We start from the raw sequence: 24,374 nt of genomic DNA, 5'->3' as shown, positions 1-24,374 counted from the left end.
GCCGGGATGGGCGATGGATAGCCGGGGCGCGCGCGGTCCGCAACCGCCGTCGGCGCCCGCGGTTCGTCGGCGGAGGAGCACCATGAGCGACGATCTGGCGTTCGACCGTTCCGCCGACGCGCCGGCCGGCGTCGTGCGCGAGGCGGCGCCGCTGGTGCGCCGGGTGATCGCGCCGAACCCCTCCGCCTTCACCTTCACCGGCACCGCGACCTACCTCGTCGGCCGCGGCCGCGTCGCCGTGATCGATCCGGGACCGGACGACCCCGTCCATACGGCGGCCCTGCTCGCGGCGCTTGACGGCGAGACGGTCGAGGCGATCGTCGTGACCCACAGCCATCGCGATCACTCCGCCGGCGTCGCGGCGCTGAAGGCCGCGACCGGGGCGCCCGTCGTGGGGGCCGGGCCGCACCGCGCCTTCCGCGCGCTCCACGCCGGGGAGGCGCGGGGGCTGGAGGCGGGCGTCGACGGCTCCTACGCGCCGGACCGCGCGCTCGCCGAGGGGGAGGGGATCACGGGCCCCGGCTGGTCGCTGGTCGCGGTGGAGACGCCCGGCCACACCGCGAACCACCTCGCCTTCGCGTTGCCTGAGAGCGCGCTTCTGTTCTCCGGCGACCACGTGATGGCCTGGTCGACCTCGATCGTCGCGCCTCCGGACGGCGCGATGGGCGCCTATGTCGCCTCGCTCCGCAAGCTGATCGAACGACCGGAGGAGCTCTACCTTCCCGGACACGGCCCGGCGGTGCGGGGGGCGCGGCGGTTCTCCCGCCAGCTGCTCGGCCACCGGCTCATGCGGGAGACCGCGATCCGCGCCCGGCTGGCGGAGGGGCCGCGGACGATCCCGCAGCTGGTCACGGAGCTCTACCGCGGGCTCGATCCGAAGCTCGTGTTCGCGGCGGGCCTGTCGGTCTTCGCCCATCTCGAGGACCTGGTGGCGCAAGGCGAGGCCGCGACCGACGGGCCGCCGACCCTCGACGGCCTCTACCGCGCGCCGTGATCAGGCCCGGCGCGACAGCAGCGCCTTGGCGTCCGCGAGGTCCGGCGCGTCGATCCGGCGGTAGCGGGCCTGGACCAGGCCGAAGAAGCCGAAGGCGAACAGCCCGGCGGCGGTCACGAACAGCAGCGCCCAGCCGTAGGGCTGGCCGCGCAGCGCCTGCAGCGCGCCGCCGAGGCCGCGCACCTCGTCGCTGTCGGCGTGCAGCGCCGCCGTCACCACGAAGCCGCCGATGATCACGAAGGTCAGCGCGCGCGCCGCGTAGCCGGCGCGGCCGACGTGGCGCACCCAGTCGGTCGCGCCGGGCGGCGGGGCAAGACGGCGCATGACGTCGCCCTTCCAGGCCTTCCAGCCGTAGGCGAGGCCGCCCGCGATGAGGCCGAGGCCGATCGCCCCCACGAGCCAGGCGCCGGCCGGCTGCGTCATCAGCCATTCCGTCCAGTCCTGCGCGGCCTGGTCCTCCGCGCCGCCGCCGCCGCGGCCGAGGGCGAGATTGGCGGCGGTGGCGGCGAGGCCGAGATAGACGACGCCGCTCGCCGCCTGCAGGGCGCGGGTGGCGCGCGCCTTGGCCGAACGGCCCCGACCGTCGGCGTCGAACGCCGCGCCGATCACGCGCCATGCGGCGAAGCACACGAGGCCGGCTGCGATCGCGAGCAGGAGGACGGCGCCGAAGGGCTGCTCCAGAAGGCTCCGCAGCGCGCTTTTGCTGCCGCCGACCCCGCCTCCCGAGCCGATGGCCGCAAGGGCGGCCAAGGCGCCGACGAGGCAATAGACGACGCCCCGCGCGGCGAAGCCGATGCGGGCGAGAAGTTCCAGGCGGCGAACGGGGGGATGCGTCATCACCCGATCATCGGGCGCGGCGGGGCGTCTTCAAGGATCTCTCAGAAAAGGATCTTTAGCGCTTGCAGCGACTCAGAACCGTCCCCATCCTTTGACCTGTCGTTAACAACCGAAAGGAGGTGATCCGGTGTCTCATCGTCTTGATCAGCGCTCGGAGAGCGCCGCGACCTCGATTCCGGCTTCGGCTGGGCATCGCGCCTGACGTTCGGGTGGTCGCGGGTCTCTCGACCGCGATTGGAGATGGGAGGGGTCGTCCTGCGAGGGACGGCCCCTCCGCTCGTTCAGGCCGCTCTTTGCTTGGCGGGCGGCGCGGGCAGCCGGACCTCGGGCAGGCGTTCGAAGCCGGGCTTGGCGAGCAGATAGCCCTGCACCAGCCGTATCCCGATCGTCCGCACCACGGCGAGCTCCGCCTCCGTCTCGACGCCTTCGGCGACGACCGCCATTCCGAGCGTGTCGGCGAGGCGCGCGACGCTCGCGACGATCGCCTGCCGCGGCTGGCTGACGTCGATCCCGCGGATCAGGTCCATGTCCAGCTTGATCACGTCGGGCTGGAACTCGGCCAGAAGGTTGAGGCCGGAATGCCCGGCGCCGAAATCGTCGATTGCCGTCGCCATGCCCTGCCGGCGGTACTCCGCCATGATGTGGGTGAGGTGGACGCGGTCGTCGACGCGCTCGCCCTCCGTCACCTCGAACATGATGCGCTCGACCGGAAAACCGTGCCGCTTCGCTGCGGCCAGCGTCGTGCCGAGGCAGACGTCGGGCTTATAGACGGCGTTCGGCATGAAGTTGATCGACAGCCGGGCCTCGATCCGCAGCCGCGCGGCGAACTCCACAGCGGTGCGCCGGCACAACTGGTCGAAAGCGAACCTGTTGTCCGGGGTCACGTCCGCGAGCACCGAGGCGGCGCCCGCGCCGTCCACGCCTCGGACGAGCGCCTCGAAGGCGAAGATCGAGCCGTCCGTCACGTCGACGATCGGTTGGAACGCCATGGTGATCGCACGGGGGAACGGCGTGCGGCAGCCGGCGCAGCCGGCCGCCTGCAGCAGATCGCGGGATTCTTGGCCGGCGCCCATGCGGTCTCCAGATTTTAGGCGAGCGTAACTTCGAAAGTCTGGCGGTAAAATATTACATTTTGGTTAGGGCCCGAGCGGCGCCGATGGCGCCAGGCCTGACGTCGATCACGACGGCGACGGGGTCCGGGATCGGCGGGCGCGTGACGCTCGAGGCGTCCGGACTCGTGGCGATGAGCCGGAGAAGCGGGTAACTCTTAATCCCAGCACAAGCGGCCGCGAAGCGCCGCGTACGGAGGGCTCCCATGTCGGCATCGTATCGCGACCTCTACGCCGCGTCGCTCGACGATCGCGAGGCGTTCTGGCTGGACGCCGCCGGGGCGATCGACTGGTTCGAGCGGCCGACCCGCGCCTTCGATCCCGCGCTCGGCGCCTATGGACGCTGGTTCCCGGACGGGGTCGTCAACGCCTGCCACAACGCGCTCGACCGGCATGTGGCCGCGGGCCGGGGCGAGCAGGCGGCGCTGATCTACGACAGCCCCGTCACGGGGGCCAAACGCACGTACACCTACGCCGAGCTTCTGGCCGAGGTGGCGCGCTTCGCCGCGGTGCTGCAGGACTTCGGCGTCGGGCCGGGCGACCGCGTCGTCGTCTACATGCCGATGATCCCGGAAGCGGTGATCGCGACCTACGCCTGCGCGCGGCTCGGGGCGATCCATTCCGTGGTGTTCGGCGGCTTCGCGGCGAACGAACTCGCCAAGCGCATCGACGACGCCACGCCGAAGGTGGTGCTGGCGGCGTCCTGCGGGATCGAGCCGACCCGCGTCGTGCCCTACAAACCGCTGCTCGACGCGGCGCTGGCGGGCGCGGCGCATGCGCCGGAGGCGGTCGTCCTGCTGCAGCGCCCGCAGCTGGACGCCGAGATGGTCGCCGGCCGCGACCACGACTGGGCTGATCTGGTCGCGGCCGCCGAGGGCCGCACGACCGCCTGCGCCCGCATGAGGGCGACCGACCCGCTCTACATCCTCTACACCTCCGGCACGACGGGCACGCCGAAGGGCGTGGTGCGCGACACCGGCGGCTATCTCGTCGCCCTCGCCTGGACCATGAAGGGGCTCTATGGGATCGCGCCCGGCGAGGTGTTCTGGTGCGCCTCCGACATCGGCTGGGTGGTCGGGCACTCCTACATCGTCTATGGCCCGCTGCTCCATGGCGCGACCACGGTGCTCTACGAGGGCAAGCCGGTGGGCACGCCCGACGCCGGCGCCTTCTGGCGGGTGATCGCCGAGCACAAGGCGGTCGCGCTGTTCACCGCGCCGACCGCGCTGCGGGCCATCAAGAAGGAAGACTCAAAGGGCGATCTGTTCCGCCAGCACCACCTTGGCGGTTTCCGCGCGCTGTTCCTCGCGGGCGAGCGGGCGGATCCGCCGACGGTGCAATGGGCGGAGGACCTGCTGAAGGTTCCCGTGATCGACCATTGCTGGCAGACCGAGACCGGCTGGGCGATCGTCGGCAACCCGCTCGGGATCGAGCCGCTGCCCGTGAAGCACGGCTCGCCGACCGTGCCGATGCCCGGCTACGACGTGAAGGTGCTGGACGACGCCGGCCATGAGGCGGCGCCGGGGACGCTCGGCAACATCGTCATCAAGCTGCCGCTGCCGCCGGGATGCCTGCCGACGCTGTGGAACGCCGACGACCGTTTCCGCTCGGCCTACCTCGAGGGCTTTCCCGGCTACTACCAGACCTCGGACGCCGGCTTCATCGACGAGGACGGCTACGTCTTCTTCATGGCCCGCACCGACGACATCATCAACGTCGCGGGCCACCGGCTCTCCACCGGCGGCATGGAGGAGGTGATCGCGAGCCACCCCGACGTCGCGGAATGCGCCGTGGTCGGCGTGGCCGACGCTCTCAAGGGCCAGTCCCCGACCGGCTTCGTGGTGCTGAAGGCCGGCGTGTCGCGGCCGTTCGCGGACATCGAGCGCGAGATCGTGGCGCTGGTGCGCGACCGCATCGGCCCGGTGGCGGCCTTCAAGACCGCGCTGACGGTGCAGCGCCTGCCAAAGACCCGCTCCGGCAAGATCCTGCGCGGCACCATCCAGAAGATCGCCGACGGCGAGGACTGGACCATGCCCGCGACCATCGAGGACCCGGCGACGCTCGACGAGATCGGCGCGGCGCTGGCGGGCCGGCGGTGAGCGTGGAGAGCCCCGGCGACGGGCTGTCCCCGGAGCTGACGCTGTGGGGCCGGCGGAACTCGTTGAACGTGCAGAAGGCGCTCTGGCTGCTGGGCGAGCTCGGGCTGCCCCATCGCCACGTTCCGGCCGGCGGCTCCTTCGGCCGGCTCGATGAGCTGAGGGCGCGCGGGCTGAACCCCCATGGCCGGGTCCCCGTGCTGGAGGACGGCGACGGCGTGGCGGTCTGGGAGTCGCATGCGATCCTGCGCTATCTCGCGGCCCGCTACGGCGGCGGGGCGTTCTGGCCGGCGGCCCCGGAAGCGCGGGCGCAGATCGACGGCTGGATGGACTGGGCGCAGACCGCCCTGCAGCCGGCCTTCCTGGGGGGCGTGTTCTGGGGCTTCTACCGGACCCCGGACGAGCGCCGCGACTGGGCCGCGATCAACGCCAGTCTGGCGAGATGCGCGGCCCTGTTCGGTCTCCTCGACGAGGTGCTGGCCGACCGGCCGTTTCTGGCGGGCGATCGGCTGTCCCTCGCCGACATCGCGGCCGGGACCACGCTCTACCGGTACTTCAGCCTGGAGATCGAGCGGCCGCCGCTGCCCCGCGTCGAAGCCTGGCGCGACCGGCTCTACCAGCGCCCGGCCTACCGCGAGCACGTGATGCTGCCGTTCGACGAACTGCGCGGCCGTCTGGAGTATTAAGCGCGGCGCCGTGAGCGGGCCGCGCCGCCCGTGTGGCGGAACCCGTTGTCCGACAGTCATGTCGGAGCCCGCGGGGGAGGCGGCGCGGTGTCCTTCAGATGATCGTGCTCCTCCCCGAGCTGCCGCGCGATCAGCAGCCAGATCTGGCGGAGCCGGTGCACATGCAGGTCGTCGACCATGATCCGGACGTGGTGCGCGACCGCGTTCGCGGGCCATGCCGTCGACGCCGCCGGGCTCGGCAGCCCGAAGGCCTTGCGGCACGCCTGGTCGCGCGCGCAGTCCTCCGCCAGGATGACGCCGACGGCGTTCTTCAGCTCGTCGACGCCGAATTCCGAGAGCGTCGCGCGCTCGAGGTCGAAGATCGTGCGGATGTTCAGCATCTTCAGATGCAGGAAGCGCTCCGGCCCCACCACCGTGCAGAGCTGCGCCTGCGCGACCCAGTCGATCGTCTGGTAGATGCCGAATGGCGACTCGATGTGCAGCATGATGGGATTGAGCGTCGCGAGGTTCTGCACCTCGAAGACGTTGGATTCCTCGAGCCGGAACGCGGTCGGCGAGTCGACGCCGTCGAGGATCGTGACCGGGATCGTCCGGGCGTGGGTCTCGACCTCGTCGTAACGCGCCTTGAACCGGAAACCCGCCTTCTGCAGCGCGTACTGGATCGCGGCCTCGGGAACGAAGCCGAGCGCGAACGACAGGATGAGCCAGAACGACTTGACGCCGCCGGCGGCGTCCGGGACGGCCGTCGCCGCGTCGACGGTCCCGCCCGAGAGCGCCTGGTAGAACTCCCGGGCGGTCGCCGTCACGCCCTCCGCGGAGGGAAACACGCGGTAGATCACGACCGCGAGCGTCGTCGCCATCACCATGTGCGCGAAGGCGCGCAGGAAGGTCACCGGCGACAGGTCGAACGACGCCACCGCCCGGAGCAGCAGGCGGAGGCAGTAGAAATAGGCGCCGGCGAAGGCGACCGACGCCACCGTCAGGACGTTGAGGTGCTGCGCGGCGGCGCCCGCGGCGTTCGCGATCGTGGCGCTCGGGAGGCCGCCCAGCGCCAGCATGCTCGGCCAGAGCCACGCGTTTATGGAGCCGCCCGGCGTCAGGATGGCCGCCGCGGGGGCGAACAGGATGAACACCCCGAACGCCGAAAAGCCCATGAACGGCAACGCGCACAGCAACAGCATCCAGTCCGCGTGCAGCATCATCGGGAAGCGCGGCAGGTCCTCAAGCTTCGGCTCCTCGCCGCCCTTCAGGTCGAGGTCGACGTAGTACTTCCCTTTGACGAACTCGAAGGAGACGTTGGTCTTCGGATCGGTCAGGTCCGGAGCCGCGGCGCCGTCCAGGGGAAGCAGCGGCCTGGTGCTGAGGCCGAAGGTCTTCGCGAAGATGTCGATCAGCTTGATCCGGGACAGCCGGACCTGATGCCGGACCGCGATCACCGTCATCGGCGTCACCACCGCCAGGAACAGGCTGGCGCAGATCGGGAAGATCAGCGGCGTGTTCGACCCGAGGCCCCAGAAGGCCGCCACCCCCAGCACGACGGCGAAGCCGACGAACACGCAGACGCCGACGACGCCGACGACCGAACCTCTCAGTTTCTCCGAAAAAGCGCCCATGGCCTCGTCCCCCAAGGTCGACCGACGCCTGCACCCCCGTGCGCGCGAGCGACCTCATGGAGCATTACCATAGGTTGTAATATTGGGCAGAGATATTTGTAGGGTTGCGGCGCGCCGCGGCCGTCACGCGGTCCGCAGAGCCCTGAAACCGCGAAGGCCGCGCACCCCTCGTGGGATGCGCGGCCTTCGGCGGAGACGATCGGCGACGGCGGCTGCGCGCCGCCGGGCGAAGGTCAGCGGCGGTCGTCGTCGTCCTCGTCGGCGTCGTCGCGCTTGAGCTGCTTGAGCTTGGCGAAGACGCTCTCCACGTCGAGCTCGCGCTCGGGCGCGTCTTCGGCGGTAGTGACATCGGCGGAGAGCAGGGTCTCCGGCTCCTCCTCCTTGCGCAGCACCGCGTCCGGGTTCGCCTTGGCGGCCTTGGCCACCTCGAAGTCCAGGTCGATCTGCGAGCAGAGGCCGAGCGTCACGGGATCGGCCGGCGTCAGGTTCTGCGCGTTCCAGTGCGTCCGGTCGCGGATCGCCGCGATCGTGGTCTTCGTCGTGCCGACGAGACGCATGATCTGGCTGTCCTTCAGCTCGGGATGGTTGCGCACCAGCCAGAGAATGGCGTTCGGGCGGTCCTGGCGGCGGGAGACCGGCGTGTAGCGCGGCCCCTTGCGCGGCTTCACCGGCGGCAGGCGGACCTTGGAGACCGCAAGCTGCAGCTGGTGGTTCGGGTTCTTCTGGGCGCGCTCGATCTCTTCGCGGGTCAGCTGGCCCGAGGTGATCGGGTCCTGGCCCTTGATGCCCTGGGCGGCCTCGCCGTCGGCGACCGCCTTCACCTCGAGTTCGTGCAGCTTGCAGAAGTCGGCGATCTGGGAAAACGACAGCGAGGTGTTCTCGACAAGCCAGACAGCCGTAGCCTTCGGCATCAGCGGCGCGTTTGACATGGGTGCAATGCTCCTCTCGCTCCGGCCGCCGGGGTGCGGCGGAGCCCTGATCGAGTTCTCGATGACGGGGGTTTCGCCGTGTATAAGCCGTCACGAGGACGCAGGCAACGCGTCTCGCAGATCCGGAGAGCTCAGATCGCGGCGGCGCCGAGGCCGCGCAGCAGCGCGACGATCTCGCGATCGAGCGCGGTCGCGACGTCGTTCGCCTCCACCGCGACCGCAAGATCGAACGCGAGGTTTTCGAGCGCGCGGGCGCGGGCGTAGGCGTTGTCGTCTATGCTGTTGAGCATGCGATGGATTTCGGTCTGGCCGATCTCGATGGCGGCGGCGTGGCCCGAGCGCGCAAGGGCGCAGCAGATCGAGAAGCACTGCTCCATCGGCGTCATGCCGGCCTCCCTCGCGTGGACCGTCTTACGAGCGGATGTTAAGTGACGCTCGACCGCACAGTCCGAAGGGCTATCCCGTTTGACGTGCGCCGGCACCTTCGTGCGACTGCTTAGGTGAGTCTCTCTGCGGCACGCTGTGTCGATCTGGAACGAACCGAGGGAGGTCTGGATGTCTCTTTTCGACGACGGCGCCGCGGCGCGGCCGCAGACGGGCCACGTGATCGGGCAGGACCTGGGGGCGGTGTCGATCGACGAGCTTCAGCTGCGGATCGCGACGCTGCAGGCGGAGATCGCGCGGCTCGAGGCCGAGGTCGCGGCGAAAACCGCGCAGCGCAGCGCCGCCGACCAGCTGTTCCGGCGCTGATCGGGTTCGCCGATCGGTTGAATCCTCACGGGCCCGCTCGGATTAACCGCCGGTTAACCTTCTTCGTTCATTAATGGCTGCGTCCAGTTTTCTGGATCGCGAGTGGTTCCTGTCCACTCTGTTTTACGCCTCCCTGTCATCACACTTTCAGGCCGCCGTCTTGGCGGCCTTTTTTTCGCGTCATGTTTCGTTAACCTCTTCGGGACGAGGGCGAGGGACAACTCGCCGTCTGGTCCACGATTTGCGGAGCGCTCTGCGTTGATGCTGCGGGCCTTGGGCGGTATGCCCTTAGCCTGTCGGCGGGCGTTTGAGAGAGGGTGCGAAATGATCGACCGAGAGCGTTCCGATGCCGAGGCCGGCGCCGTGTCCTTCGGCATGCGTCTGGTCGGCTCCGCCTCCTTCATGTCCCTGTTCCGCGAAGGCATGGGCCTCGTCGAGGAGACGGCGGCCTATCTCGACGGCGAGGGCCGGGGCGAGTCGCGGGAGCTCGGCCGGACCGAGTCGATCGCCTACGCCACCGAGAGCATGCGCCTGACCACGCGCCTGATGCAGATCGCCTCCTGGCTGCTGGTGCAGCGCGCGGTGAACGAGGGCGAGATGTCCTACGATCAGGCGCGCGAGGAGAAGCAGAAGGTGCGGCTGTCGCCGATCGGCTCCACGCTGCCGGGCGACGTGCTGGCGCGCCTGCCGGAGCGCCTGCGCGATCTTGTGGACCGCACCTCCCGCCTGCAGGAGCGGGTCCAGCTGCTCGATCGCCAGCTCGCCTCGCCCGCGGAGGCCGACGAACAGGCTCCCCACCCGCTGCACGGCCAGATGGAGCGGCTGCGCCAGGCGTTCGGCGGCTAAGGCCTCCGGCCGAGCGGGCGGGCGGCTCAGGCGCCGCCGATCAGCACCCCCGCCGCGAACACCAGCGCGCCGCCGACCACCACCTGCACGATCGCCCGCATCATCGGCGTCTCCATGAAGCGGTTCTGGATCCAAGCGATCGCCCACAGCTCCACGACGACGACCAGCGCTGCGATCGCGGTCGCGGTCCAGAAATCGCCGATCAGATAGGGCAGGGCGTGGCCGAGGCCTCCGACGGCGGTCATGACGCCGGACGCGAGGCCGCGCTTCAACGGCGAGCCGCGGCCGGAGATCACCCCGTCGTCGTGCGCGGCCTCCGTGAACCCCATCGAAATGCCGGCGCCGATCGCGGCGGCGAGGCCCACGAGCAGGGTGGTGTGCGAATTCTGAGTGGCGAAGGCGGTGGCGAAGATCGGCGCCAGCGTCGAGACCGAACCGTCCATCAGGCCGGCGAGGCCCGGCTGAACCCAGGTCAGGATCAGCTTCCGGCGCGCGGTGTCGGCCTCCGCGGTCCGGGCGGCCGAGCCGAGATTGGCGTCCGCCAGATGATCGGCGGTCGCCTGGTGGCCGCGTTCCTGCTGGGCGAGGTCGCCGAGCAGCTTCCGCGTGTCGGCGTCGCTCGTGCGCTTGGCGGCCAGTTCGTAGAACCGAGCCGCGTCCTCCTCCATGCGCTCCGCCTCGGCGCGGATGCGCTCGATGCCGAGCTGGTCGACGAGCCACGTCGGGCGACGCGCGTAATAGCCCGCGACATGCTCGCGGCGGATCAGGGGCACGTGCGGGCCGAACCGCCGCACGAACAGGTCGAGCAGGCGGCTGCGGTGGCGGTCCTCCTCCTCCGCCATGCCGCGGAAGACGGTCGCGGAGGCGGGGTAGTCGGCGTCGAGCCGCGCGGCGTAGTCCGCATAGATCCGCGCGTCGTCCTCTTCAGAGGAGATCGCGAGCGCGAGAATCTCGCGCTCGGACAGGTCGTCGAAGCGTCTTCGACCGCCCAGCAGGGACAACATGCGCCAATCCTTGTTTAGATGTCTTCTAAACTAAGAACGCGGAGGCCCCCGATCAAGCGCCCCGGGCGCGACAAACGAAAAACCCCGGCCGCGCTGGGCGCGGCCGGGGTTTTTCATTGGCCCGTGAAGAGCGGGCGAATCAGTTGGTCTTCGAGATGCCGAAGTTGGCGAAGCGCTTGTTGAAGCGCGACAGACGGCCGCCGCGGTCGGTCAGCTGCGCCGAGCCGCCGGTCCACGCCGGATGGGTCCGGGGGTCGATGTCGAGCTGCAGCGTGTCGCCGGACTTGCCGTAGGTCGAACGGGTCTCGTACTCGGTCCCGTCGGTCATCAGGACCTTGATCGCGTGGTAGTCGGGGTGGATATCGGCCTTCATGACGCGTCTCTGTTCAGCTGCTCGGGCGCGCTCGAAAGGCGCCTCGTCGGAAGCGGGTGATCTCTTAAGGCGGCAGCCTATAACCCAAGACGCGACCGGGAACAACCGCGGCCGTGCGATTGCGCCGCGCCAAGGTGGGGTTGGCGCCGGGGCCCAAGAAACGGCATAACCCTCGGCCATGTCGTCTGGAACGATCCCAAAGAAGGTCCGTCATGGCGCGCAGATCTCGCTCAGCTGACGTCGGGGAGGCGTCGGCGTCCGCGGCGCGGTCCCGCTCCCTCAGGCCCCTCGCAGCCCTCAGCCCGTTTGCGCTCCGTCACAAGGGGCGCATCGCCGGCGCCTTCGTGGCCCTGGTCGCGGCCTCGGCCGCCACGCTCGCGATTCCCGTCGCGGTGCGGCGGCTGATCGACTTCGGCTTCTCGAACGACCATCCCGGCATGGTCGACCAGTATTTCGGCACCATGCTGATCGTGGTCGGCGTGCTCGCGCTGGCCAGCGCCTCGCGCTACTGGTTCGTGACGACGCTCGGCGAGCGCGTGGTGGCGGACTTGCGCTCGGCCGTCTTCGCCCATCTGACCAAGCTCTCGCCCTCCTTCTACGACAGCGCCCGCTCCGGCGAGATCGTGTCGCGGCTCACCGCCGACACCACGCAGATCAAGGCCGCCTTCGGCGCCTCGGCGTCCGTCGCGCTGCGCAACCTGTTCCTGTTCTTCGGCGCGGCCGCGATGATGGTGGTGACGAGCCCGAAGCTCTCCGCCCTCGTGCTCGGCGCCATCCCGCTGATCGTGCTGCCGCTGGTCGCCTTCGGCCGCTCCGTGCGCCGCCGCTCCCGCGCGGCGCAGGACACGCTGGCCGACGCCTCGGCCGTCGCGGGCGAGGCGGTCGGCGCGATGCGCACCGTCCAGGCCTACAACGCCGAAGCCCGCGTCGCCGGCCGCTTCTCCTTCGCGGTGGAAGAGGCCTATTCCGCCGCCCAGTCCTCCATCACGGCGCGGGCGATCCTGACCGCGATCGCGATCTTCCTGATCTTCGCGAGCGTGGTCGGCGTGCTGTGGTACGGCGCGACCGACGTGCTGTCGGGCGCGATGTCGCCCGGCACGCTCGGCCAGTTCGTGCTCTACGCCGTGTTCGCGGCCGGCGCGATTGGCGAGCTCTCCAACGTCTGGGGGGAGATTTCGCAGGCGGCCGGATCCGCGGAGCGGCTTGGCGAGATCCTCGCGACCCGCCTGGGCATCGAGAACCCGGCGGCGCCCACGCCGCTGCCGGCGCCCGCGCGCGGGGCGCTCGCCTTCGAGTCCGTGCGCTTCGCCTACGCCGCGGCGGCCGAGGGTGGCGTGCTCGACGGCGTGTCCTTCGCCGCGAAGCCCGGCGAGACGCTGGCGATCGTCGGCCCCTCGGGCGCCGGCAAGAGCACGCTGTTCCACCTCGCGCTGCGCTTCTACGACCCGCTTGCCGGCCGCGTCACGCTCGACGGCGTCGACTTGCGCGACGCCGACCTCGCGGACCTGCGCGCCCGAATCGCGCTCGTGCCGCAGGATCCCGTCGTGTTCGCGCTGTCGGCGCGCGAGAACATCCGGCTCGGCCGGGCCGACGCGACCGACGCCGAGGTCGAGCAGGCGGCCCGGCTCGCGGGCGCGGACCGCTTCCTGACCGCACTGCCGCAGGGCTACGACACGCCGCTCGGCGAGCGCGGAGTGACGCTCTCCGGCGGCCAGCGCCAGCGGGTCGCGCTCGCCCGCGCCTTCCTCAAGGACGCCTCGCTGCTGCTGCTGGACGAGGCGACCTCCGCGCTCGACAGCGAAAGCGAGACGCTGGTGCAGGAGGCGCTCGCCGCGAGCCGCAAGGACCGCACCACGCTGGTCATCGCCCATCGCCTCGCCACCGTGCTCGCCGCCGACCGCATCCTCGTGCTCGACGGCGGCCGCGTGGTGGAGGAGGGGACCCACGCCGAGCTGGTCGCCCGCCGCGGCCTCTACGCCCGCCTCGCCGACCTGCAGTTCGGCCAGATGGACGTGGACGCCAACGCCCGTCGCGCCGTCGCGGGATGACGCCGGACGTCGTCGTCACGGACGCAGGCCAGCCGTCCGACCGCGATGTCATCCTCCGGGAGCTGGTCGCCTACAACGACGCGGTCGTCGGCCCCTCCGGCGCGCGGCCGCTCGCGGTTCTGCTGCGCGATCCGGAGACGGCCGAGACCCTCGGCGGCCTCTGGGGCCGCACCACCTTCGACTGGCTTTATGTGGAGCTGCTGGTGGTTCCCGAGGCCCTGCGCGGCCAGGGGCTGGGCGGCGCGGTGCTGGCGCAAGCCGAAACCGAAGCCCGCGCGCGCGGCTGCGCCGGGATCTGGCTCGACACCTTCGACTTCCAGGCCCGCGGCTTCTACGAGACGCGCGGCTTCGAGGTCTTCGGCTCGATCCCCGGCCATCCGCGGGGCCGCGAGCGATTCTTTCTCAGGAAGACGTTCTGAGGGCAGGGCGCCTCTGCCCTTCTCCCCTTGCGGGAGAAGGTGGCGCGTAAGCGCCGGATGAGGGGTCGTCCGGGGCATCCTGAACGCTGACGAGGGCGTCCCGGACGACCCCTCACCCCAACCCTCTCCCGCAAGGGGAGAGGGGGACCCTGACGTCGAGCTTCGAGCGCCAACCACTGCGGCTCGCCAAACGCGCACCCGGTCAGCGCTCGGATCCAGGCCGTCATGGTCCGGCTTGACCGGACCATCCGTGTCAGGCGTAGAGCTCGACGTCGAAGATGGGTCCTCCGGTCAAGCCGGAGGACGACGGCGTGCTTGGGAGTTCGCGGGAGCGCGTTCAGCGACGCTCCTAAACGCCCTACCGCTCCGTCAGCTTGAGCTCGATCCGGCGGTTGCGGCGGTAGGCGTCTTCGGTCTGGGCCGTGTCGAGCGGCTGGAACTCGCCGAAGCCGGCGGCGAGCAGGCGCTGGGGCGGCACGCCCTTCGAGACGAGATACTCCACGACGGCGATGGCGCGCGCGGCCGACAGCGACCAGTTCGACGGAAACGCGCCGCGGGTCGGGCGGATGTCGGTGTGGCCGTCGACGCGCATGACCCAGTTGATGTCGGACGGGATCTCGCCGTTCAGCTGCACCAGCGCCTGGGCGATCTTGTCGAGCTCGGGCTTCGCCGCCTCGCTGAGCTGGCCCTGGCCGACGTCGAACAGCACCTCGGACTGGAACACGAACCGGTCGCCCACCACCCGCACGTCCGGCCGGTCGGCGAGGATCTGGCGCAGCCGCCCGAAGAAGTCCGAGCGGTAGCGGTTGAGCTCCTGCACGCGCTGGGCGAGCGCCACGTTCAGCCGGGAGCCGAGATCGGCGAGCTTCGCCTGGCTCTCGCGGTCGCGGTTCTCGGAGGCGTTCAGCGCGTCCTCGAGCGCGGCCATCTGCCGGCGGAGCGCGGCGATCTGCTGGTTCAGCAGCTCGATCTGGCTCTGGGCGCGGGCGGAGAGGTCGCGCTCGCGGTCGAGCTGGCCCTGCAGCGCGGAGGCCTGGCCGCCGGCGGCGTCGGCCCGGCTCGCGCCGGCCTCGGCCGCCGCCTTCAGCCGGTCGCGCTCGCTCTGGACCGCCTGCAGGCTCGCGCTCAGCGAGGAGATGTCGTCCTTGGCGGAGCGCACGCTCGACCGCTCGAGCGCCAGCAGGTCGGTCAGCTCCGCGATCTGCGCGTTGAGGCGCTGCAGCGCGGTGTCCTTGCCCGAGACCTCGCGGCCGAGCAGGAACTGCGCGACCATGAACACGGTGAGCAGGAAGATGATGACCAGCAGCAGGGTCGACAGCGCGTCGACGAAGCCGGGCCAGTAGTCGACCGGCTGGTAGCGCCGCCGCGAGCTCAGCGCCATGGGGCCGCCCTCCGGGGCGCAAGGTCCCCCTCCCCGCAAGGGGGAGGGGGGAAGAGCGCGGCGCGCAGCGTTGAAGCGGAGGGGATCACGACGTCCGCTCGGTCTCGTTCGCGAGCTTCTCCAGCAGGCCGCGGATGGCCTCCTGCTGGCGGGCCTGCGCCTCCACCCAGTCGCGGATCAGCTGCTGCTCCGAGCGCATGTGCTTGACGAGGCCCTGGATGCCTTCCGCGAGATGCGCGGTGGCCTGGGCCGCGGCCTTGCCGGAGGTCTGCTCGGACATGGTCTTGCCCAGCCGGTCGAGCGCGGCCGCGACGTCCGGGGATCCGACGTGCGGCGCGACGCCGGCGTTGGTCACGAGCGGTGCGTCGGAGGCGCCGGCGTCGTTGGCGGCGACCGCAGCCGCCAGCCAGTCCTCGAGCTCGTTGTGGAACCGGTTCTGGGCCTGGCCGGCCTGCAGGTCGAGGAAGCCGAGCACCAGCGAGCCAGCGAGGCCGAACAGCGAGGCGGAGAACGAGGTGCCCATGCCGGCGAGCGGCCCGGCGAGGCCGTTCTTCAGCTCCTCGAACAGCACGGTGGTGTCCTGCGTGCCGCCGCCGCCGAGCGAGGAGATCACGCCGGAGATCGAGCCGACGGTCTCGAGCAGGCCCCAGAAGGTGCCGAGCAGGCCGAGGAAGACCAGCAGGCCGGTGAGGTAGCGGCCGATCTCGCGGGCCTCGTCGAGCCGGGTGCCGATCGAATCGAGGATCGAGCGCATCAGCGTGGTGCCGATCGGCGCATGGCCGAAGCGGTCGCCGAGCAGCGAGGCCATCGGCGCCAGCAGCTTCGGCTGCTCGCGCAGCGCGAGGCCCGGATCCGACATGCGGAAGGCGTTCACCCAGCGCACCTCGGGGAACAGCCGCACCACCTGCCGGAAGGCGAGCAGGATGCCGATCACCAGCACCGCGAAGATCAGGGCGTTGAGGCCCGCGTTGGCGAGGAAGGCGCGGGCGATCTGTTCGTGCAGGATCAGGCCGACGAAGCCGACCAGCGCGAGAAAGATCACCATGCGCAGCAGGAACACCCGCGGCGAGGAGAGCTTGTAAGGGTCGAGTTCGGTCAGGGACATCGACAAACCGCAGGTTCGCGTGCGTTCGGACCCGACCGTTACATCACGCTTCCTCGCCCGGAGAAAGGGCGCGGAAAGCTCAATTGCGCCGGATCTTTGCTTGGCGCCGGAGAGGGAAAGAGACGCCTGCCCCGGCGGGGCGGGCGTTCGGCGCTAAGACGAGGCGCGACGTCGTGGTCCCGCCTCTCTCCTTGCGGAGAGGGTAGATGCGAGGGGTCGTCCGGGACGACCTCCGTCAATGTTCAGGATGTCCCGGACGACCCCAGCGCTGCGCGCCGCCTTCTCCGCAAGGGGAAAAGGGAAGGGCGCCGTCACGCCAGTTCGGCGTCGATCTCGTCGCGGCTCGGCACCATCACCTGGGCCTCGCCGTCCAGCACCACCTTGTCGCCCACCGAGCAGGTGCAGAAGAAGGTCGCCCGCTGCCGGCCGGGATCGAGCGCGGTGATCTCGACCTGCGCGACCACCTCGTCGCCGATGCGCACGGGCGCGCGGAACTTGATGGTCTGCGAGAGATAGACCGCGCCGGGCCCGGGCAGGCGCGTGCCGAGCACCGCCGAAATCAGGCTCGCGGTGTAGAGCCCGTGGGCGATGCGGCCCCCGAAGCGGGTGTTGGCGGCGTAGGCTTCCGAGAGATGGATCGGGTTGGTGTCGCCGGTGAGCGCCGCGAAGGTCTTGACGCCGTCCTCCGACACCTCGTGCCGGATTTCGGCGGTCTGGCCGATGACGAGATCCTCGAACGCGATCTGGTCGACCGGCTCGGCGGGCGAAGCGTCCCTGGGCTGCAGCACGGCGGTCATGGCGTCACGGTCGGTCGTTGCAAAAAGGCCCGGGACCCCGAGCGGCCGGCACTGTGCGTCCCGTCTCGCTGCGGTGCAACGCGCCTTTCGGATGACGGAACGGCCGCAATCGTCACGACGCAGCTAAACCGAAAATCAACCAGCGTGCCGCACCATCGTCGTCTCAGGCGCGCCAGGCCGCGCCGGCCGCAGACGTCGCTCAAGGGGCTCAGGACGACGCCCCTCTCGAAAAAGGATTTTTCGGATGGCCATCGACCACACGATGCCGGTGCTCATCGTCGACGATTACAAGACGATGCTCCGGATCATTCGCAATCTTCTGAAGCAGATCGGCTTCGAAGACGTGGACGAGGCGGCCGACGGGTCGGAAGCGCTCGGCAAGATGCGCGACAAGCGCTACGGCCTGGTCATCTCCGACTGGAACATGGAGCCCATGACCGGCATCGAGCTGCTGCGCGAGGTCCGCGCCGACGACAAGCTCAACCGCACGCCGTTCATCATGGTCACCGCGGAATCGAAGACCGAAAACGTCATCGCGGCCAAGAAGGCCGGCGTCAACAACTACATCGTGAAGCCGTTCAACGCCCAGACCTTGAAGGCGAAGATCGACGCGGTGTTTGGAGAATAGGCATGCCCGCCAAACGCGTTGATCGCGCTCTGACCGAACCGTTCGACCGTGTGAGAGCCTACGTCGACGCCAAGAGCGCCACCGAGGCCTCTTTCAGCGACGTGGTCTCTCTCGCCGAGATCACCGCGGATTCGATGCAGGCGTTCTTCGCCTCGATCGACCGCTCGATCTACCGCGAACTGCGCGACATCGCGGACTACATCACCCGCATGCGCGACGAGATCGCGGCCCTGCGGGCCGGGGAGCTCAAGTCGGGCAAGATCGCGACCGCGGGCGAGCATCTCGGCGCGATCGTGACCGCGACCGAGCAGGCCACGAACACGATCATGGAATGCGCCGAGGCGATGATGAACGCCGAAGGCGAGGACGAGGCGACCTTCAAGGCGCTGGTCAACGAGAAGGTCATGGAGATCTTCGAGGCGTGCTCGTTCCAGGATCTCACGGGCCAGCGCATCGCCCGCGTGATCGAGACGCTTGAGAACATCGAGCAGCGCGTCGGCCGCTTCGCCGCCGCGGTGAAGACCGACGGCGACGACCAGGCCGGGCCGGAGACGGACCGGGAAAAGCGCGCCCGCGAGCTGCTGCTTCACGGGCCGCAGGACGCCAACGTCGCGATCGCCCAGGACGACATCGACGCCTTGATGCGCGGCTGAGATTCCGCCGCCATTTGCCCGGCGGCTCCGGCTCGCCTATATCCCCGGCTGCACCCTGAGCCGGGGATCCCGATGAACCGCTACGAACGCCCGCCGTCGTCCGGCGAAGCCGAGGTCCGTTACCTCGACGCCGATTTTCGCGTGCTGAAGCCCGGCGCCTATGTGCTGTGCGCCGTCACGGGCGAAAAGATCGCGCTGGACGAGCTGCGCTACTGGAGCGTCGCCCGCCAGGAGCCCTACGCCGGCCCTGGCGAAGCGCTCGCGCGGGAGCTGGGCAAGGCCTGACGCCCTGATCCCTTTGAAGTGACGACCCCGGCCGGCGCGCGCCTTCGCGCGCGATCCGACAGGCAAACTCCCGCTCGTGTACCGGACTTGATCCAGGACCAGAGCCGCGGAGGTGTCCGCGCAAAACGCGACGGCGCGCCTCATGTCTCGGGCCTGAGGGCGTCTGGGTCGCGGATCAAGTCCGGGACACGAGCGCGGCCCTCGCGTTCCGAGAGTTGGCCGTCGCCCCATCTCATCCTCCCGCCGTCGAGCTGGTTCTGAACCGGCGGAGGTATGGGTTCCGGGTCAAGGCCGGAACGACGGCGGAGCGTGAGGCGCCGTCGCGTTCGCCTGACGCGAAGCCTCTCTAGCTCCCGCGCGCCTCTGCGATCGCGGCGCGGAGGCGCGCCAGAAGGCCATCCTCGTCCTCGACGACCAGCCGCACCGGCAGGGCGACGGCGATCTCCGCCAGCTCCGGCCGACGCTCCCGCCACTTCACGAAGTCCTTCTCCGTCGTGACGACCAGCGCGTCGGCGGCGCGGGCGGCGTCGGCGATGGCGCGCGCCTGCGGCTCGCTCGGAAGCGCGTGGTCGCCGAGCGCGACGAAGCGCTCCGTTTGCGCGCCGATGGCGGCCAAGGTGTCGAGCAGCTTTTCCGGCCGGCCGAGCCCCGCGACCGCGATCACGCGACGTCCGCGCAGACGTTCGGCGTCCTGCGGAGTAGGGACCAGAGCGCCGTGATGGACGGTGACGCCGCGGCGCCGCGCCTCGACGGCCAGCGCCGCGCCCGGCGCGCCGGGGCCGATGACGAGCGCCATGTCCGTCCGGGCGAACTGCGCCGCCAGCGGCGCGCGCAACGGGCCTGCCGGCAGGCAGCGGCCGTTGCCGACGCCACGCGCGCCGTCCACGACGGCGAGCGTGACGGTCTTGGCGAGCGCGGGATTCTGGAGACCGTCGTCGAGGATGATCACGCCGGCCCCGCGATCGGCCGCGAAGCGGGCGCCGGCGGGTCGGTCCCGCGCAACGACCGTCGGAGCGACGGCTGCGAGCAGCAGGGGCTCGTCGCCGACCTCGGAGGCGAGGTGCGTCCGGCTGTCGACCAGCGCCGGGCCGTCGAGGCTGCCGCCATAGCCGCGCGAGAGCAGGAACGGGCGCTCCCCGGCGGCCGCGAGCCGTTCGGCGAGGAAGATCGCGGTCGGGGTCTTGCCGGCGCCGCCGGCGACGAAGTTGCCGACGCAGACAACGGGCGCGGAGACGGTCTCGCCGGCCCGCGCCATGCGCCGCGCCGCACCCGCGCCGTAGAGCGCGCCCAGCGGCGCGAGGGCCGCCGCGGCGAGGCCCGGCTCCCGCCACCAGAAACCGGGCGCGCGCATCAGCCCACGCCGAGCCGGAGCTGGATGAGATAGGGCTCGATCGCCTGGAGCGTGCGGTTCAGCGCGCCGCCGAGCCGGGCGCAGGTCGCCTCCGCCGCGGCGCCCATGGCCGCGCGGGCGTGCGGATCGGCGAGCATGTCGCCCGCTGCGGCCCCGAGGGCGTCGGGGCCGTCGATCTCCGCCGCGCCGTGGGCGGCGTCGAGCGCGCCATAGATGTCGGCGAAGTTGCGCACGTGCGGCCCGTGCAGGACCGGCGCGCCGAGCTTGGCGGGCTCGATCGGGTTCTGCCCGCCATGGGGCGCCAGCGACCCGCCCATGAAGACGACGTCGGCGATCCGGTAGAACAGGCCGAGCTCGCCGATGGTGTCGGCGATGTAGAACTCGCTCTCGCGGTCCGGCTCCGCTCCCGAGGACCGGATCTGCGCCACGACGCCCTGCAGGCTCGCGGCCTCGACCGCCGCGGCGCCCGCGGCGGGATGGCGCGGGGCGAGGATCGTGAGCAGGTCCGGCGCGCGCACCCGGGCCACGGCGTGGGCGCGGGCGACGGCCGCGTCCTCGCCGGGATGGGTGCTCGCCGCCACGAAGACCGGGCGGCCGCGGACGAGGCGGCGGAGCGCCGTCAGCGTCGCCGGATCGGCGGGCGGCGGCGGGGAATCGAACTTCAGGTTGCCGACGTCGACCACATGGCGCGCGCCAAGCTCGGCGAAGCGGGCGGCGTCGCCGGCGGACTGGGCGAGGCAGAGGTCGAAATGCCCGAGCAGCGCGCCGATGGTCCGGGGCGCCCGCCGCCAGCGCGCGAACGAGCGCTGCGACATCCGCGCGTTGACGAGGCCGATCGGAGCGCCGAGCCGGCGGGCGCGGCGGAGCAGGTTCGGCCAGAGCTCGCTCTCCGCGATCAGCACGAGATCGGGCTTCCAGTGATCGAGGAAGCGGTCGGCGTAGGCCGGCACGTCGAGCGGCAGGAACTGGTGGATGGCGCCCTCGGGCAGCCGTTCCGCCGCCACCGCCGCCGAGGTCACGGTGCCGGTGGTGACCAGCGCCCAGAAGCCGCGCCGCGTCAGGCTCTCGATCAGCGGCAGCAGCGACACCAGCTCGCCGACGCTCGCGCCGTGCAGCCATACGAGCGGACCATCGGGCCGCGCGACGCCGGCGCGCCCGCGCCGCTCGCCGAGCCGTTCGACGCTCTCCTTGCCCGCGCCGGCCCGGCGGCGCAGCAGCGCGCCGGCGAACGGCCGCGCGACCTTGAGGCCCTCGCGGTAGAGCGCGAGCGGCGCGGTGACGCGGAGGCGGATGCGGTCGGCCATGGAACGCTGCCGGGACGAGAGGACGTCGGTCATGTCGGCGGCCAGACATGGGCGCCGTTTGTGTCCGCCTCAGGGCCGGCGTGCGGCCGTCCCCAGCGGCGTCCGACGAGAGCGTAGGCGCGCGCGTGGGCGCGGTCGAGACCGTCGCCGACGGCCCGCCGCGCGGCCTCCAGCGCCTCGGCGTCGGCGTCGGGCGCGACATGGATCGGCTCGCCCAGCACCACCGCGCCGCGGCCGAACGGCAGGTTGAGTTCCGCCTTGTCCCACGTGGACAGCGTCTTCGACCGGCTGGTCGCGACCGCGAAGGGGAAGATCGGCCGCCCCGAGAGCTTGGCGAGCAGCGCCACGCCTTCGCCCGCGACGCCTGCGACCTTCGGCACGTCGGCGGTGAACACCATGCTGTCGCCGGCCTTGAGCGCCTCCAGCATCTCGCGCAGCGCCCGCGCGCCGCCGCGCTTCAGCGCCTTGCGGCCTTCGCCGCCGGAGCCGCGCACCGCGCCGATGCCGAAGGCGGCGCAGGCGATGGCATTGATCCCGCCGTCGACGTGCCGCGAGGCCAGCGTCCGCGCCGGCATGTCGTCGCGCTTCATGGCGGGCACCATGAGGTGCTGGCCGTGCCAGAGCGCGACGATCGCGGGAAGATGCGGGACGAGCTGGTCCTGGAAGTCGGCGGGCTCGAAGGTCCAGCGGTTCGTGGCGCGCACCAGCCGGATGTAGCCCGCGAGCAGCCGGCCCGCCGCTCCCTGCGCGGCGGCGGAGCGTCCCAGCGACTTCAGCATGGCGACGACGTCGGCATCGGGGGACGCGCCGGGGCGTCGTCGCCTACTTCGGCGCGTCCGGCTCGAGCAGCCTGTGGAGATGCACGACGAAGTAGCGCATGTGCGCGTCGTCGACGGTCGCCTGCGCCTTGGCCTTCCAGGCGGCCCGGGCGCTCTCGTAGTCCGGGAACACGCCGACGATGTCGAGCTTGGACAGGTCGCTGAACTTGACGCCGGACACGTCCTCGAGCTCCCCGCCGAACACGAGGTGGAGGAGCTGCTTGGGCTGCACGGCGTCGGTCATCGGGTCCATTCCTTGGCGGCGGTGAGGGTCGGGTCGTTCGCGATCGCGGCGAGCAGCACGCCGTGTCGCTCCGGCGCGGCGGCGACGAGCGCGCCGTGGCGGGTGGTTTCGCGGTTGTAGGAGGGCAGGGCGCCGTCGAAGTCGGTGAGCTTCGCGCCGGCCTCCTCCAGGATCAGGTGCGCGGCCGCGATGTCCCAGTCGTGGGCGGCGGGGCGGGCGAGCGCCGCGTCCAGCGCGCCGTCGGCGACCTTCACCAGCCGGTTCGCGAGGGCGTAGATCCACGCCCCTTCCTGCACGCCGCGGGGGCGCAGGGGGGCGATCAGCGACTTCGTCCCGCCGACGCGCGCGCCGTCGAGCGAGGCCGCGTCGACGACGCCGAGCACGCGCCCGTTCAGGGTCGCGCCGCCGCCGCGGATCGCCGCGTGGGTGACGTTCTTGACCGGGTTGTGGACGATGCCGACGATCGGCTTGCCGTCTTCCACCAGCGCGACCGAGACCACCCACTCGGGCACGCCGTCCACGAAGGCGCGGGTGCCGTCGATCGGGTCGACCACCCAGACGTGGCGGCGGCCAAGGCGGTCGGGGGTGTCGGCGGTCTCCTCGGAGAGCCAGCCGGAGCCGGGCGCGAGCGGCGGCAGCCGTTCGGCGAGGTAGCGGTCGACGGCGAGGTCGGCCTCGGTGACCGGGCTGTCGTCGGCCTTGGTCCATTTCTGGGCGCCGCCCTTGGCGAACAGCGCCGCCGCGATCGCGCCTGCGGCCGTGACCACCTCCGCGAGACGGCCGGCGAGGCGTTCGAGATCGATCGGCGCGGCGGAGGACTGCACGGTCGGGGGACGCCTTCTAAGTCGGGGTGAGCCAGGGACGGCGCCGGAGACGCGACCGGTTTCGATCGGCTGCGCCATCGGAAACGAGCGCGCCTTAAGCGCCCCCGCAAAGTGTCGGGATGAAGGCGCGCGCGCAAGTCCGCGGGCGGTCGCAGGGCGGGTCGCATTCGCGCCTTTTCGTTTAAGGCGCGCTTACCCTGTCCGGAAAGCTCCTCTTCAGCATGGCGACAAGGTCAGAAAGGATTCACCAGCTCCGTTAAGCCGATGTGGGTCGGTCCCAAGTCATCGTCAGTAACAGACGAAGAGCTCGAACAAATGAGCCTTCAGGGAGACTGAACAGTGGGACGTCAAACCGAGGCCGGCGCGCAGGCGCGCGTCGGAACGGGGTCGGCCGACCGGCTCGATCCCTTCGCGCTTCCTGTCCGTTTCGCGGCGCCCGACGCCGCGGCGGATGGGGGCGAACGGCGCGTGACGCTCGAAGCCGGGCGCGTCGTGGTGGACAGGATGGTTCGGAGCGTATCGATGCGGATCGCGGTGCCCCTCAATTGCTTCTCCGGCGTCGCCGTGCGCGTGGCGCCGGGCGAGAAGCCGGAGTGCGACCGGGTCGAGGTGGTCCTCGCCCACCGCGACCGCGCGCTCGACGTGCCGCTCCACGAGAGCGCGCCGGGCGGCGACGGACTGGCGGAGTGGAAGAGCTGGGGGCGGGCGCTCAGGCTGCCCCTGCTGGTCGAGGAGCTCGACGGCCGCCGCTCGACCCCGGCGAAGCTGCTCGGGCTGGTCGAAGTCGGCCGCCCGCGTCCGCGACGCCGCCACAGCCTGCTCGCCGGCCGCCGCCCGCGCTTCCTCGTGAAGCGCCGGACCGGCAAGCTCACGGCCGAGACGAAGGTCAACCGCGGCGAACGCGAGATCATCGCGCGGAACTGAAGGCTCGGACCTCGGAGAATAGGGCGCTTCCCCCTCCCCCATGCGGGGAGGGGGACCGACGCCGTCGCGTTATGGACAGCGGCGGCGGGTCATGAAAAAGCGGCGGGGCGCCATGCGCTCCGCCGCTTTTCGTTCGAGGGGTCGTCGACGGCCTCAGGCGCCGTTGGCCTTCCGCACGCAGGCGTTCTCGTGGCGGATCATCGCGGCGATGGTGCCGACGCAGACGGCGAGCGCCAGCGCGCTGATGACCATCAGCACGCCTGGCTGGTCGGCGAAGGTGAAGTAGGCCTTGGCCCCTTCCCAGGTTGTGATCGGAGCGGAGTTCATCGCGTATCTCCTGGAACGATGGATGGGAT

General features: G+C 71.0%; 27 protein-coding genes. 11 read left to right on the top strand and 16 right to left on the bottom strand.

Annotation, left to right across the window (positions count from 1 at the left end):
* The first annotated feature begins 82 nt into the window (after positions 1-82).
* Entirely contained in the window at positions 83-994 is a 912-nt protein-coding gene (locus JOD31_RS05270; RefSeq protein ID WP_204949206.1) for an MBL fold metallo-hydrolase, read from the top strand.
* On the opposite strand, the gene JOD31_RS05265 is transcribed toward JOD31_RS05270, so the two are convergent.
* Positions 995-1,831 (bottom strand): DUF1206 domain-containing protein, encoded by an 837-nt coding sequence (locus JOD31_RS05265; protein WP_204949205.1) that lies wholly within the window; start codon positions 1,829-1,831, stop codon positions 995-997.
* A 281-nt stretch (positions 1,832-2,112) separates the two neighbouring features.
* On the bottom strand, positions 2,113-2,904 hold the full coding sequence (locus JOD31_RS05260) for an EAL domain-containing protein (protein WP_487345444.1): 792 nt from the start codon (positions 2,902-2,904) through the stop codon (positions 2,113-2,115).
* A gap of 242 nt (positions 2,905-3,146) precedes the next feature.
* On the opposite strand from JOD31_RS05260, the gene JOD31_RS05255 reads away from it, so the two are divergent.
* Positions 3,147-5,039 (top strand): propionyl-CoA synthetase, encoded by a 1,893-nt coding sequence (locus JOD31_RS05255; RefSeq protein WP_204949204.1) that lies wholly within the window; start codon positions 3,147-3,149, stop codon positions 5,037-5,039.
* On the top strand, positions 5,036-5,722 hold the full coding sequence (locus JOD31_RS05250; protein WP_271206162.1) for a glutathione S-transferase family protein: 687 nt from the start codon (positions 5,036-5,038) through the stop codon (positions 5,720-5,722). Before JOD31_RS05255 ends, JOD31_RS05250 begins: the two co-directional genes overlap by 4 nt.
* Positions 5,723-5,778: 56 nt before the next feature.
* Here JOD31_RS05250 and JOD31_RS05245 read toward each other — a convergent pair whose 3' ends face one another.
* The 3 genes from JOD31_RS05245 to JOD31_RS05235 all read right to left on the bottom strand — a co-directional run bounded on the left by JOD31_RS05245 (position 5,779) and on the right by JOD31_RS05235 (position 8,650).
* A complete protein-coding gene (locus JOD31_RS05245; protein WP_204949203.1) occupies positions 5,779-7,335 on the bottom strand; it encodes a hypothetical protein in 1,557 nt (518 codons plus the stop codon).
* Between the two features lie 233 nt (positions 7,336-7,568).
* Positions 7,569-8,264 carry a DUF1013 domain-containing protein gene (locus JOD31_RS05240; protein ID WP_204949202.1) on the bottom strand — a complete coding sequence of 232 codons (696 nt, stop codon included), beginning with the start codon at positions 8,262-8,264 and terminating at the stop codon, positions 7,569-7,571.
* 131 nt (positions 8,265-8,395) lie between these two features.
* On the bottom strand, positions 8,396-8,650 hold the full coding sequence (locus JOD31_RS05235) for a hypothetical protein (RefSeq protein ID WP_204949201.1): 255 nt from the start codon (positions 8,648-8,650) through the stop codon (positions 8,396-8,398).
* A 169-nt stretch (positions 8,651-8,819) separates the two neighbouring features.
* On the opposite strand from JOD31_RS05235, the gene JOD31_RS05230 reads away from it, so the two are divergent.
* Both JOD31_RS05230 and rcdA read left to right on the top strand, forming a co-directional pair.
* Positions 8,820-9,014 (top strand): DUF1192 domain-containing protein, encoded by a 195-nt coding sequence (locus JOD31_RS05230; RefSeq protein WP_204949200.1) that lies wholly within the window; start codon positions 8,820-8,822, stop codon positions 9,012-9,014.
* Positions 9,015-9,338: 324 nt separating this feature from the next.
* Positions 9,339-9,860 carry a protease adaptor protein RcdA gene (gene rcdA, locus JOD31_RS05225; RefSeq protein ID WP_204949199.1) on the top strand — a complete coding sequence of 174 codons (522 nt, stop codon included), beginning with the start codon at positions 9,339-9,341 and terminating at the stop codon, positions 9,858-9,860.
* Between the two features lie 26 nt (positions 9,861-9,886).
* On the opposite strand, the gene mbfA is transcribed toward rcdA, so the two are convergent.
* Together mbfA and rpmE are read right to left on the bottom strand one after the other, a co-directional pair.
* Positions 9,887-10,864, bottom strand: a complete 978-nt coding sequence (gene mbfA, locus JOD31_RS05220; protein WP_204949198.1) for an iron exporter MbfA — start codon at positions 10,862-10,864, stop codon at positions 9,887-9,889.
* Positions 10,865-11,003: 139 nt separating this feature from the next.
* Positions 11,004-11,237, bottom strand: coding sequence for a 50S ribosomal protein L31 (gene rpmE / locus JOD31_RS05215; protein WP_020184256.1), 234 nt, complete (start codon positions 11,235-11,237; stop codon positions 11,004-11,006).
* A 212-nt stretch (positions 11,238-11,449) separates the two neighbouring features.
* Here rpmE and JOD31_RS05210 point away from each other — a divergent pair, with 212 nt between their 5' ends.
* A complete protein-coding gene (locus JOD31_RS05210) occupies positions 11,450-13,285 on the top strand; it encodes an ABC transporter transmembrane domain-containing protein (protein ID WP_204949197.1) in 1,836 nt (611 codons plus the stop codon).
* Positions 13,282-13,704 carry a GNAT family N-acetyltransferase gene (locus JOD31_RS05205; protein ID WP_204949196.1) on the top strand — a complete coding sequence of 141 codons (423 nt, stop codon included), beginning with the start codon at positions 13,282-13,284 and terminating at the stop codon, positions 13,702-13,704. The genes JOD31_RS05210 and JOD31_RS05205 overlap by 4 nt, the downstream gene beginning before the upstream one ends.
* 358 nt (positions 13,705-14,062) lie before the next feature.
* Here JOD31_RS05205 and JOD31_RS05200 read toward each other — a convergent pair whose 3' ends face one another.
* The 3 genes from JOD31_RS05200 to JOD31_RS05190 form a co-directional block, all read right to left on the bottom strand.
* On the bottom strand, positions 14,063-15,085 hold the full coding sequence (locus JOD31_RS05200; RefSeq protein WP_204949195.1) for a peptidoglycan -binding protein: 1,023 nt from the start codon (positions 15,083-15,085) through the stop codon (positions 14,063-14,065).
* A gap of 85 nt (positions 15,086-15,170) precedes the next feature.
* Positions 15,171-16,190, bottom strand: coding sequence for a flagellar motor protein MotA (locus JOD31_RS05195; RefSeq protein ID WP_204949194.1), 1,020 nt, complete (start codon positions 16,188-16,190; stop codon positions 15,171-15,173).
* Positions 16,191-16,501: 311 nt separating this feature from the next.
* Positions 16,502-16,987 carry a MaoC family dehydratase gene (locus tag JOD31_RS05190; protein WP_020184261.1) on the bottom strand — a complete coding sequence of 162 codons (486 nt, stop codon included), beginning with the start codon at positions 16,985-16,987 and terminating at the stop codon, positions 16,502-16,504.
* A 244-nt stretch (positions 16,988-17,231) separates the two neighbouring features.
* Here JOD31_RS05190 and JOD31_RS05185 point away from each other — a divergent pair, with 244 nt between their 5' ends.
* The 3 genes from JOD31_RS05185 to JOD31_RS05175 all read left to right on the top strand — a co-directional run bounded on the left by JOD31_RS05185 (position 17,232) and on the right by JOD31_RS05175 (position 18,553).
* Positions 17,232-17,615 carry a response regulator gene (locus JOD31_RS05185; protein ID WP_020184262.1) on the top strand — a complete coding sequence of 128 codons (384 nt, stop codon included), beginning with the start codon at positions 17,232-17,234 and terminating at the stop codon, positions 17,613-17,615.
* 2 nt (positions 17,616-17,617) lie between these two features.
* Positions 17,618-18,268: a protein phosphatase CheZ gene (locus JOD31_RS05180; RefSeq protein WP_204949193.1), complete on the top strand. Its 651-nt coding sequence runs from the start codon at positions 17,618-17,620 to the stop codon at positions 18,266-18,268.
* Positions 18,269-18,340: 72 nt separating this feature from the next.
* On the top strand, positions 18,341-18,553 hold the full coding sequence (locus JOD31_RS05175) for a DUF2093 domain-containing protein (RefSeq protein ID WP_204949192.1): 213 nt from the start codon (positions 18,341-18,343) through the stop codon (positions 18,551-18,553).
* Between the two features lie 346 nt (positions 18,554-18,899).
* Here the strand turns inward: JOD31_RS05175 and lpxK are convergent, their stop codons facing one another.
* Genes lpxK through JOD31_RS05150 form a run of 5 tightly spaced genes read right to left on the bottom strand, consistent with a single transcriptional unit; the run spans position 18,900 to position 23,094 of the window.
* Positions 18,900-19,904, bottom strand: a complete 1,005-nt coding sequence (gene lpxK, locus JOD31_RS05170) for a tetraacyldisaccharide 4'-kinase (protein ID WP_204949191.1) — start codon at positions 19,902-19,904, stop codon at positions 18,900-18,902.
* On the bottom strand, positions 19,904-21,241 hold the full coding sequence (locus JOD31_RS05165) for a 3-deoxy-D-manno-octulosonic acid transferase (protein WP_204949190.1): 1,338 nt from the start codon (positions 21,239-21,241) through the stop codon (positions 19,904-19,906). Before JOD31_RS05165 ends, lpxK begins: the two co-directional genes overlap by 1 nt.
* The gene (locus JOD31_RS05160; protein ID WP_204949189.1) at positions 21,238-21,987 is read right to left on the bottom strand and encodes a lysophospholipid acyltransferase family protein; all 750 of its coding nucleotides are present in this window, start codon (positions 21,985-21,987) and stop codon (positions 21,238-21,240) included. Before JOD31_RS05160 ends, JOD31_RS05165 begins: the two co-directional genes overlap by 4 nt.
* A 43-nt stretch (positions 21,988-22,030) precedes the next feature.
* A complete protein-coding gene (locus tag JOD31_RS05155; protein ID WP_204949188.1) occupies positions 22,031-22,270 on the bottom strand; it encodes a DUF4170 domain-containing protein in 240 nt (79 codons plus the stop codon).
* On the bottom strand, positions 22,267-23,094 hold the full coding sequence (locus JOD31_RS05150) for a 3'(2'),5'-bisphosphate nucleotidase CysQ (RefSeq protein WP_204949187.1): 828 nt from the start codon (positions 23,092-23,094) through the stop codon (positions 22,267-22,269). The genes JOD31_RS05155 and JOD31_RS05150 overlap by 4 nt, the downstream gene beginning before the upstream one ends.
* Before the next feature lie 339 nt (positions 23,095-23,433).
* On the opposite strand from JOD31_RS05150, the gene JOD31_RS05145 reads away from it, so the two are divergent.
* The gene (locus tag JOD31_RS05145; protein ID WP_204949186.1) at positions 23,434-24,018 is read left to right on the top strand and encodes a DUF6101 family protein; all 585 of its coding nucleotides are present in this window, start codon (positions 23,434-23,436) and stop codon (positions 24,016-24,018) included.
* Positions 24,019-24,171: 153 nt separating this feature from the next.
* Here the strand turns inward: JOD31_RS05145 and JOD31_RS05140 are convergent, their stop codons facing one another.
* Positions 24,172-24,345, bottom strand: a complete 174-nt coding sequence (locus JOD31_RS05140) for a hypothetical protein (protein WP_204949185.1) — start codon at positions 24,343-24,345, stop codon at positions 24,172-24,174.
* Between the last annotated feature and the right edge of the window lie 29 nt (positions 24,346-24,374).

It is taken from the genome of Methylopila capsulata (assembly GCF_016907975.1).
Taxonomy (GTDB): Bacteria; Pseudomonadota; Alphaproteobacteria; order Rhizobiales; family Methylopilaceae; genus Methylopila; species Methylopila capsulata.
The sequence above is the reverse complement of the archived record's forward strand: the minus strand, read 5'-3'. Positions and strand labels throughout refer to the sequence as shown.

What these genes read in the sequence shown, in the direction of transcription:
- JOD31_RS05270 (WP_204949206.1), top strand. Translation starts at nt 83, where the DNA reads ATGAGCGACGATCTGGCGTTCGACCGTTCCGCCGACGCGCCGGCCGGC.
- JOD31_RS05265 (WP_204949205.1), bottom strand. Translation starts at nt 1,831, where the DNA reads ATGACGCATCCCCCCGTTCGCCGCCTGGAACTTCTCGCCCGCATCGGC.
- JOD31_RS05260 (WP_487345444.1), bottom strand. Translation starts at nt 2,904, where the DNA reads ATGGGCGCCGGCCAAGAATCCCGCGATCTGCTGCAGGCGGCCGGCTGC.
- JOD31_RS05255 (WP_204949204.1), top strand. Translation starts at nt 3,147, where the DNA reads ATGTCGGCATCGTATCGCGACCTCTACGCCGCGTCGCTCGACGATCGC.
- JOD31_RS05245 (WP_204949203.1), bottom strand. Translation starts at nt 7,335, where the DNA reads ATGGGCGCTTTTTCGGAGAAACTGAGAGGTTCGGTCGTCGGCGTCGTC.
- JOD31_RS05240 (WP_204949202.1), bottom strand. Translation starts at nt 8,264, where the DNA reads ATGTCAAACGCGCCGCTGATGCCGAAGGCTACGGCTGTCTGGCTTGTC.
- JOD31_RS05235 (WP_204949201.1), bottom strand. Translation starts at nt 8,650, where the DNA reads ATGACGCCGATGGAGCAGTGCTTCTCGATCTGCTGCGCCCTTGCGCGC.
- JOD31_RS05230 (WP_204949200.1), top strand. Translation starts at nt 8,820, where the DNA reads ATGTCTCTTTTCGACGACGGCGCCGCGGCGCGGCCGCAGACGGGCCAC.
- rcdA (WP_204949199.1), top strand. Translation starts at nt 9,339, where the DNA reads ATGATCGACCGAGAGCGTTCCGATGCCGAGGCCGGCGCCGTGTCCTTC.
- mbfA (WP_204949198.1), bottom strand. Translation starts at nt 10,864, where the DNA reads ATGTTGTCCCTGCTGGGCGGTCGAAGACGCTTCGACGACCTGTCCGAG.
- rpmE (WP_020184256.1), bottom strand. Translation starts at nt 11,237, where the DNA reads ATGAAGGCCGATATCCACCCCGACTACCACGCGATCAAGGTCCTGATG.
- JOD31_RS05210 (WP_204949197.1), top strand. Translation starts at nt 11,450, where the DNA reads ATGGCGCGCAGATCTCGCTCAGCTGACGTCGGGGAGGCGTCGGCGTCC.
- JOD31_RS05205 (WP_204949196.1), top strand. Translation starts at nt 13,282, where the DNA reads ATGACGCCGGACGTCGTCGTCACGGACGCAGGCCAGCCGTCCGACCGC.
- JOD31_RS05200 (WP_204949195.1), bottom strand. Translation starts at nt 15,085, where the DNA reads ATGGCGCTGAGCTCGCGGCGGCGCTACCAGCCGGTCGACTACTGGCCC.
- JOD31_RS05195 (WP_204949194.1), bottom strand. Translation starts at nt 16,190, where the DNA reads ATGTCCCTGACCGAACTCGACCCTTACAAGCTCTCCTCGCCGCGGGTG.
- JOD31_RS05190 (WP_020184261.1), bottom strand. Translation starts at nt 16,987, where the DNA reads ATGACCGCCGTGCTGCAGCCCAGGGACGCTTCGCCCGCCGAGCCGGTC.
- JOD31_RS05185 (WP_020184262.1), top strand. Translation starts at nt 17,232, where the DNA reads ATGGCCATCGACCACACGATGCCGGTGCTCATCGTCGACGATTACAAG.
- JOD31_RS05180 (WP_204949193.1), top strand. Translation starts at nt 17,618, where the DNA reads ATGCCCGCCAAACGCGTTGATCGCGCTCTGACCGAACCGTTCGACCGT.
- JOD31_RS05175 (WP_204949192.1), top strand. Translation starts at nt 18,341, where the DNA reads ATGAACCGCTACGAACGCCCGCCGTCGTCCGGCGAAGCCGAGGTCCGT.
- lpxK (WP_204949191.1), bottom strand. Translation starts at nt 19,904, where the DNA reads ATGCGCGCGCCCGGTTTCTGGTGGCGGGAGCCGGGCCTCGCCGCGGCG.
- JOD31_RS05165 (WP_204949190.1), bottom strand. Translation starts at nt 21,241, where the DNA reads ATGACCGACGTCCTCTCGTCCCGGCAGCGTTCCATGGCCGACCGCATC.
- JOD31_RS05160 (WP_204949189.1), bottom strand. Translation starts at nt 21,987, where the DNA reads ATGCTGAAGTCGCTGGGACGCTCCGCCGCCGCGCAGGGAGCGGCGGGC.
- JOD31_RS05155 (WP_204949188.1), bottom strand. Translation starts at nt 22,270, where the DNA reads ATGACCGACGCCGTGCAGCCCAAGCAGCTCCTCCACCTCGTGTTCGGC.
- JOD31_RS05140 (WP_204949185.1), bottom strand. Translation starts at nt 24,345, where the DNA reads ATGAACTCCGCTCCGATCACAACCTGGGAAGGGGCCAAGGCCTACTTC.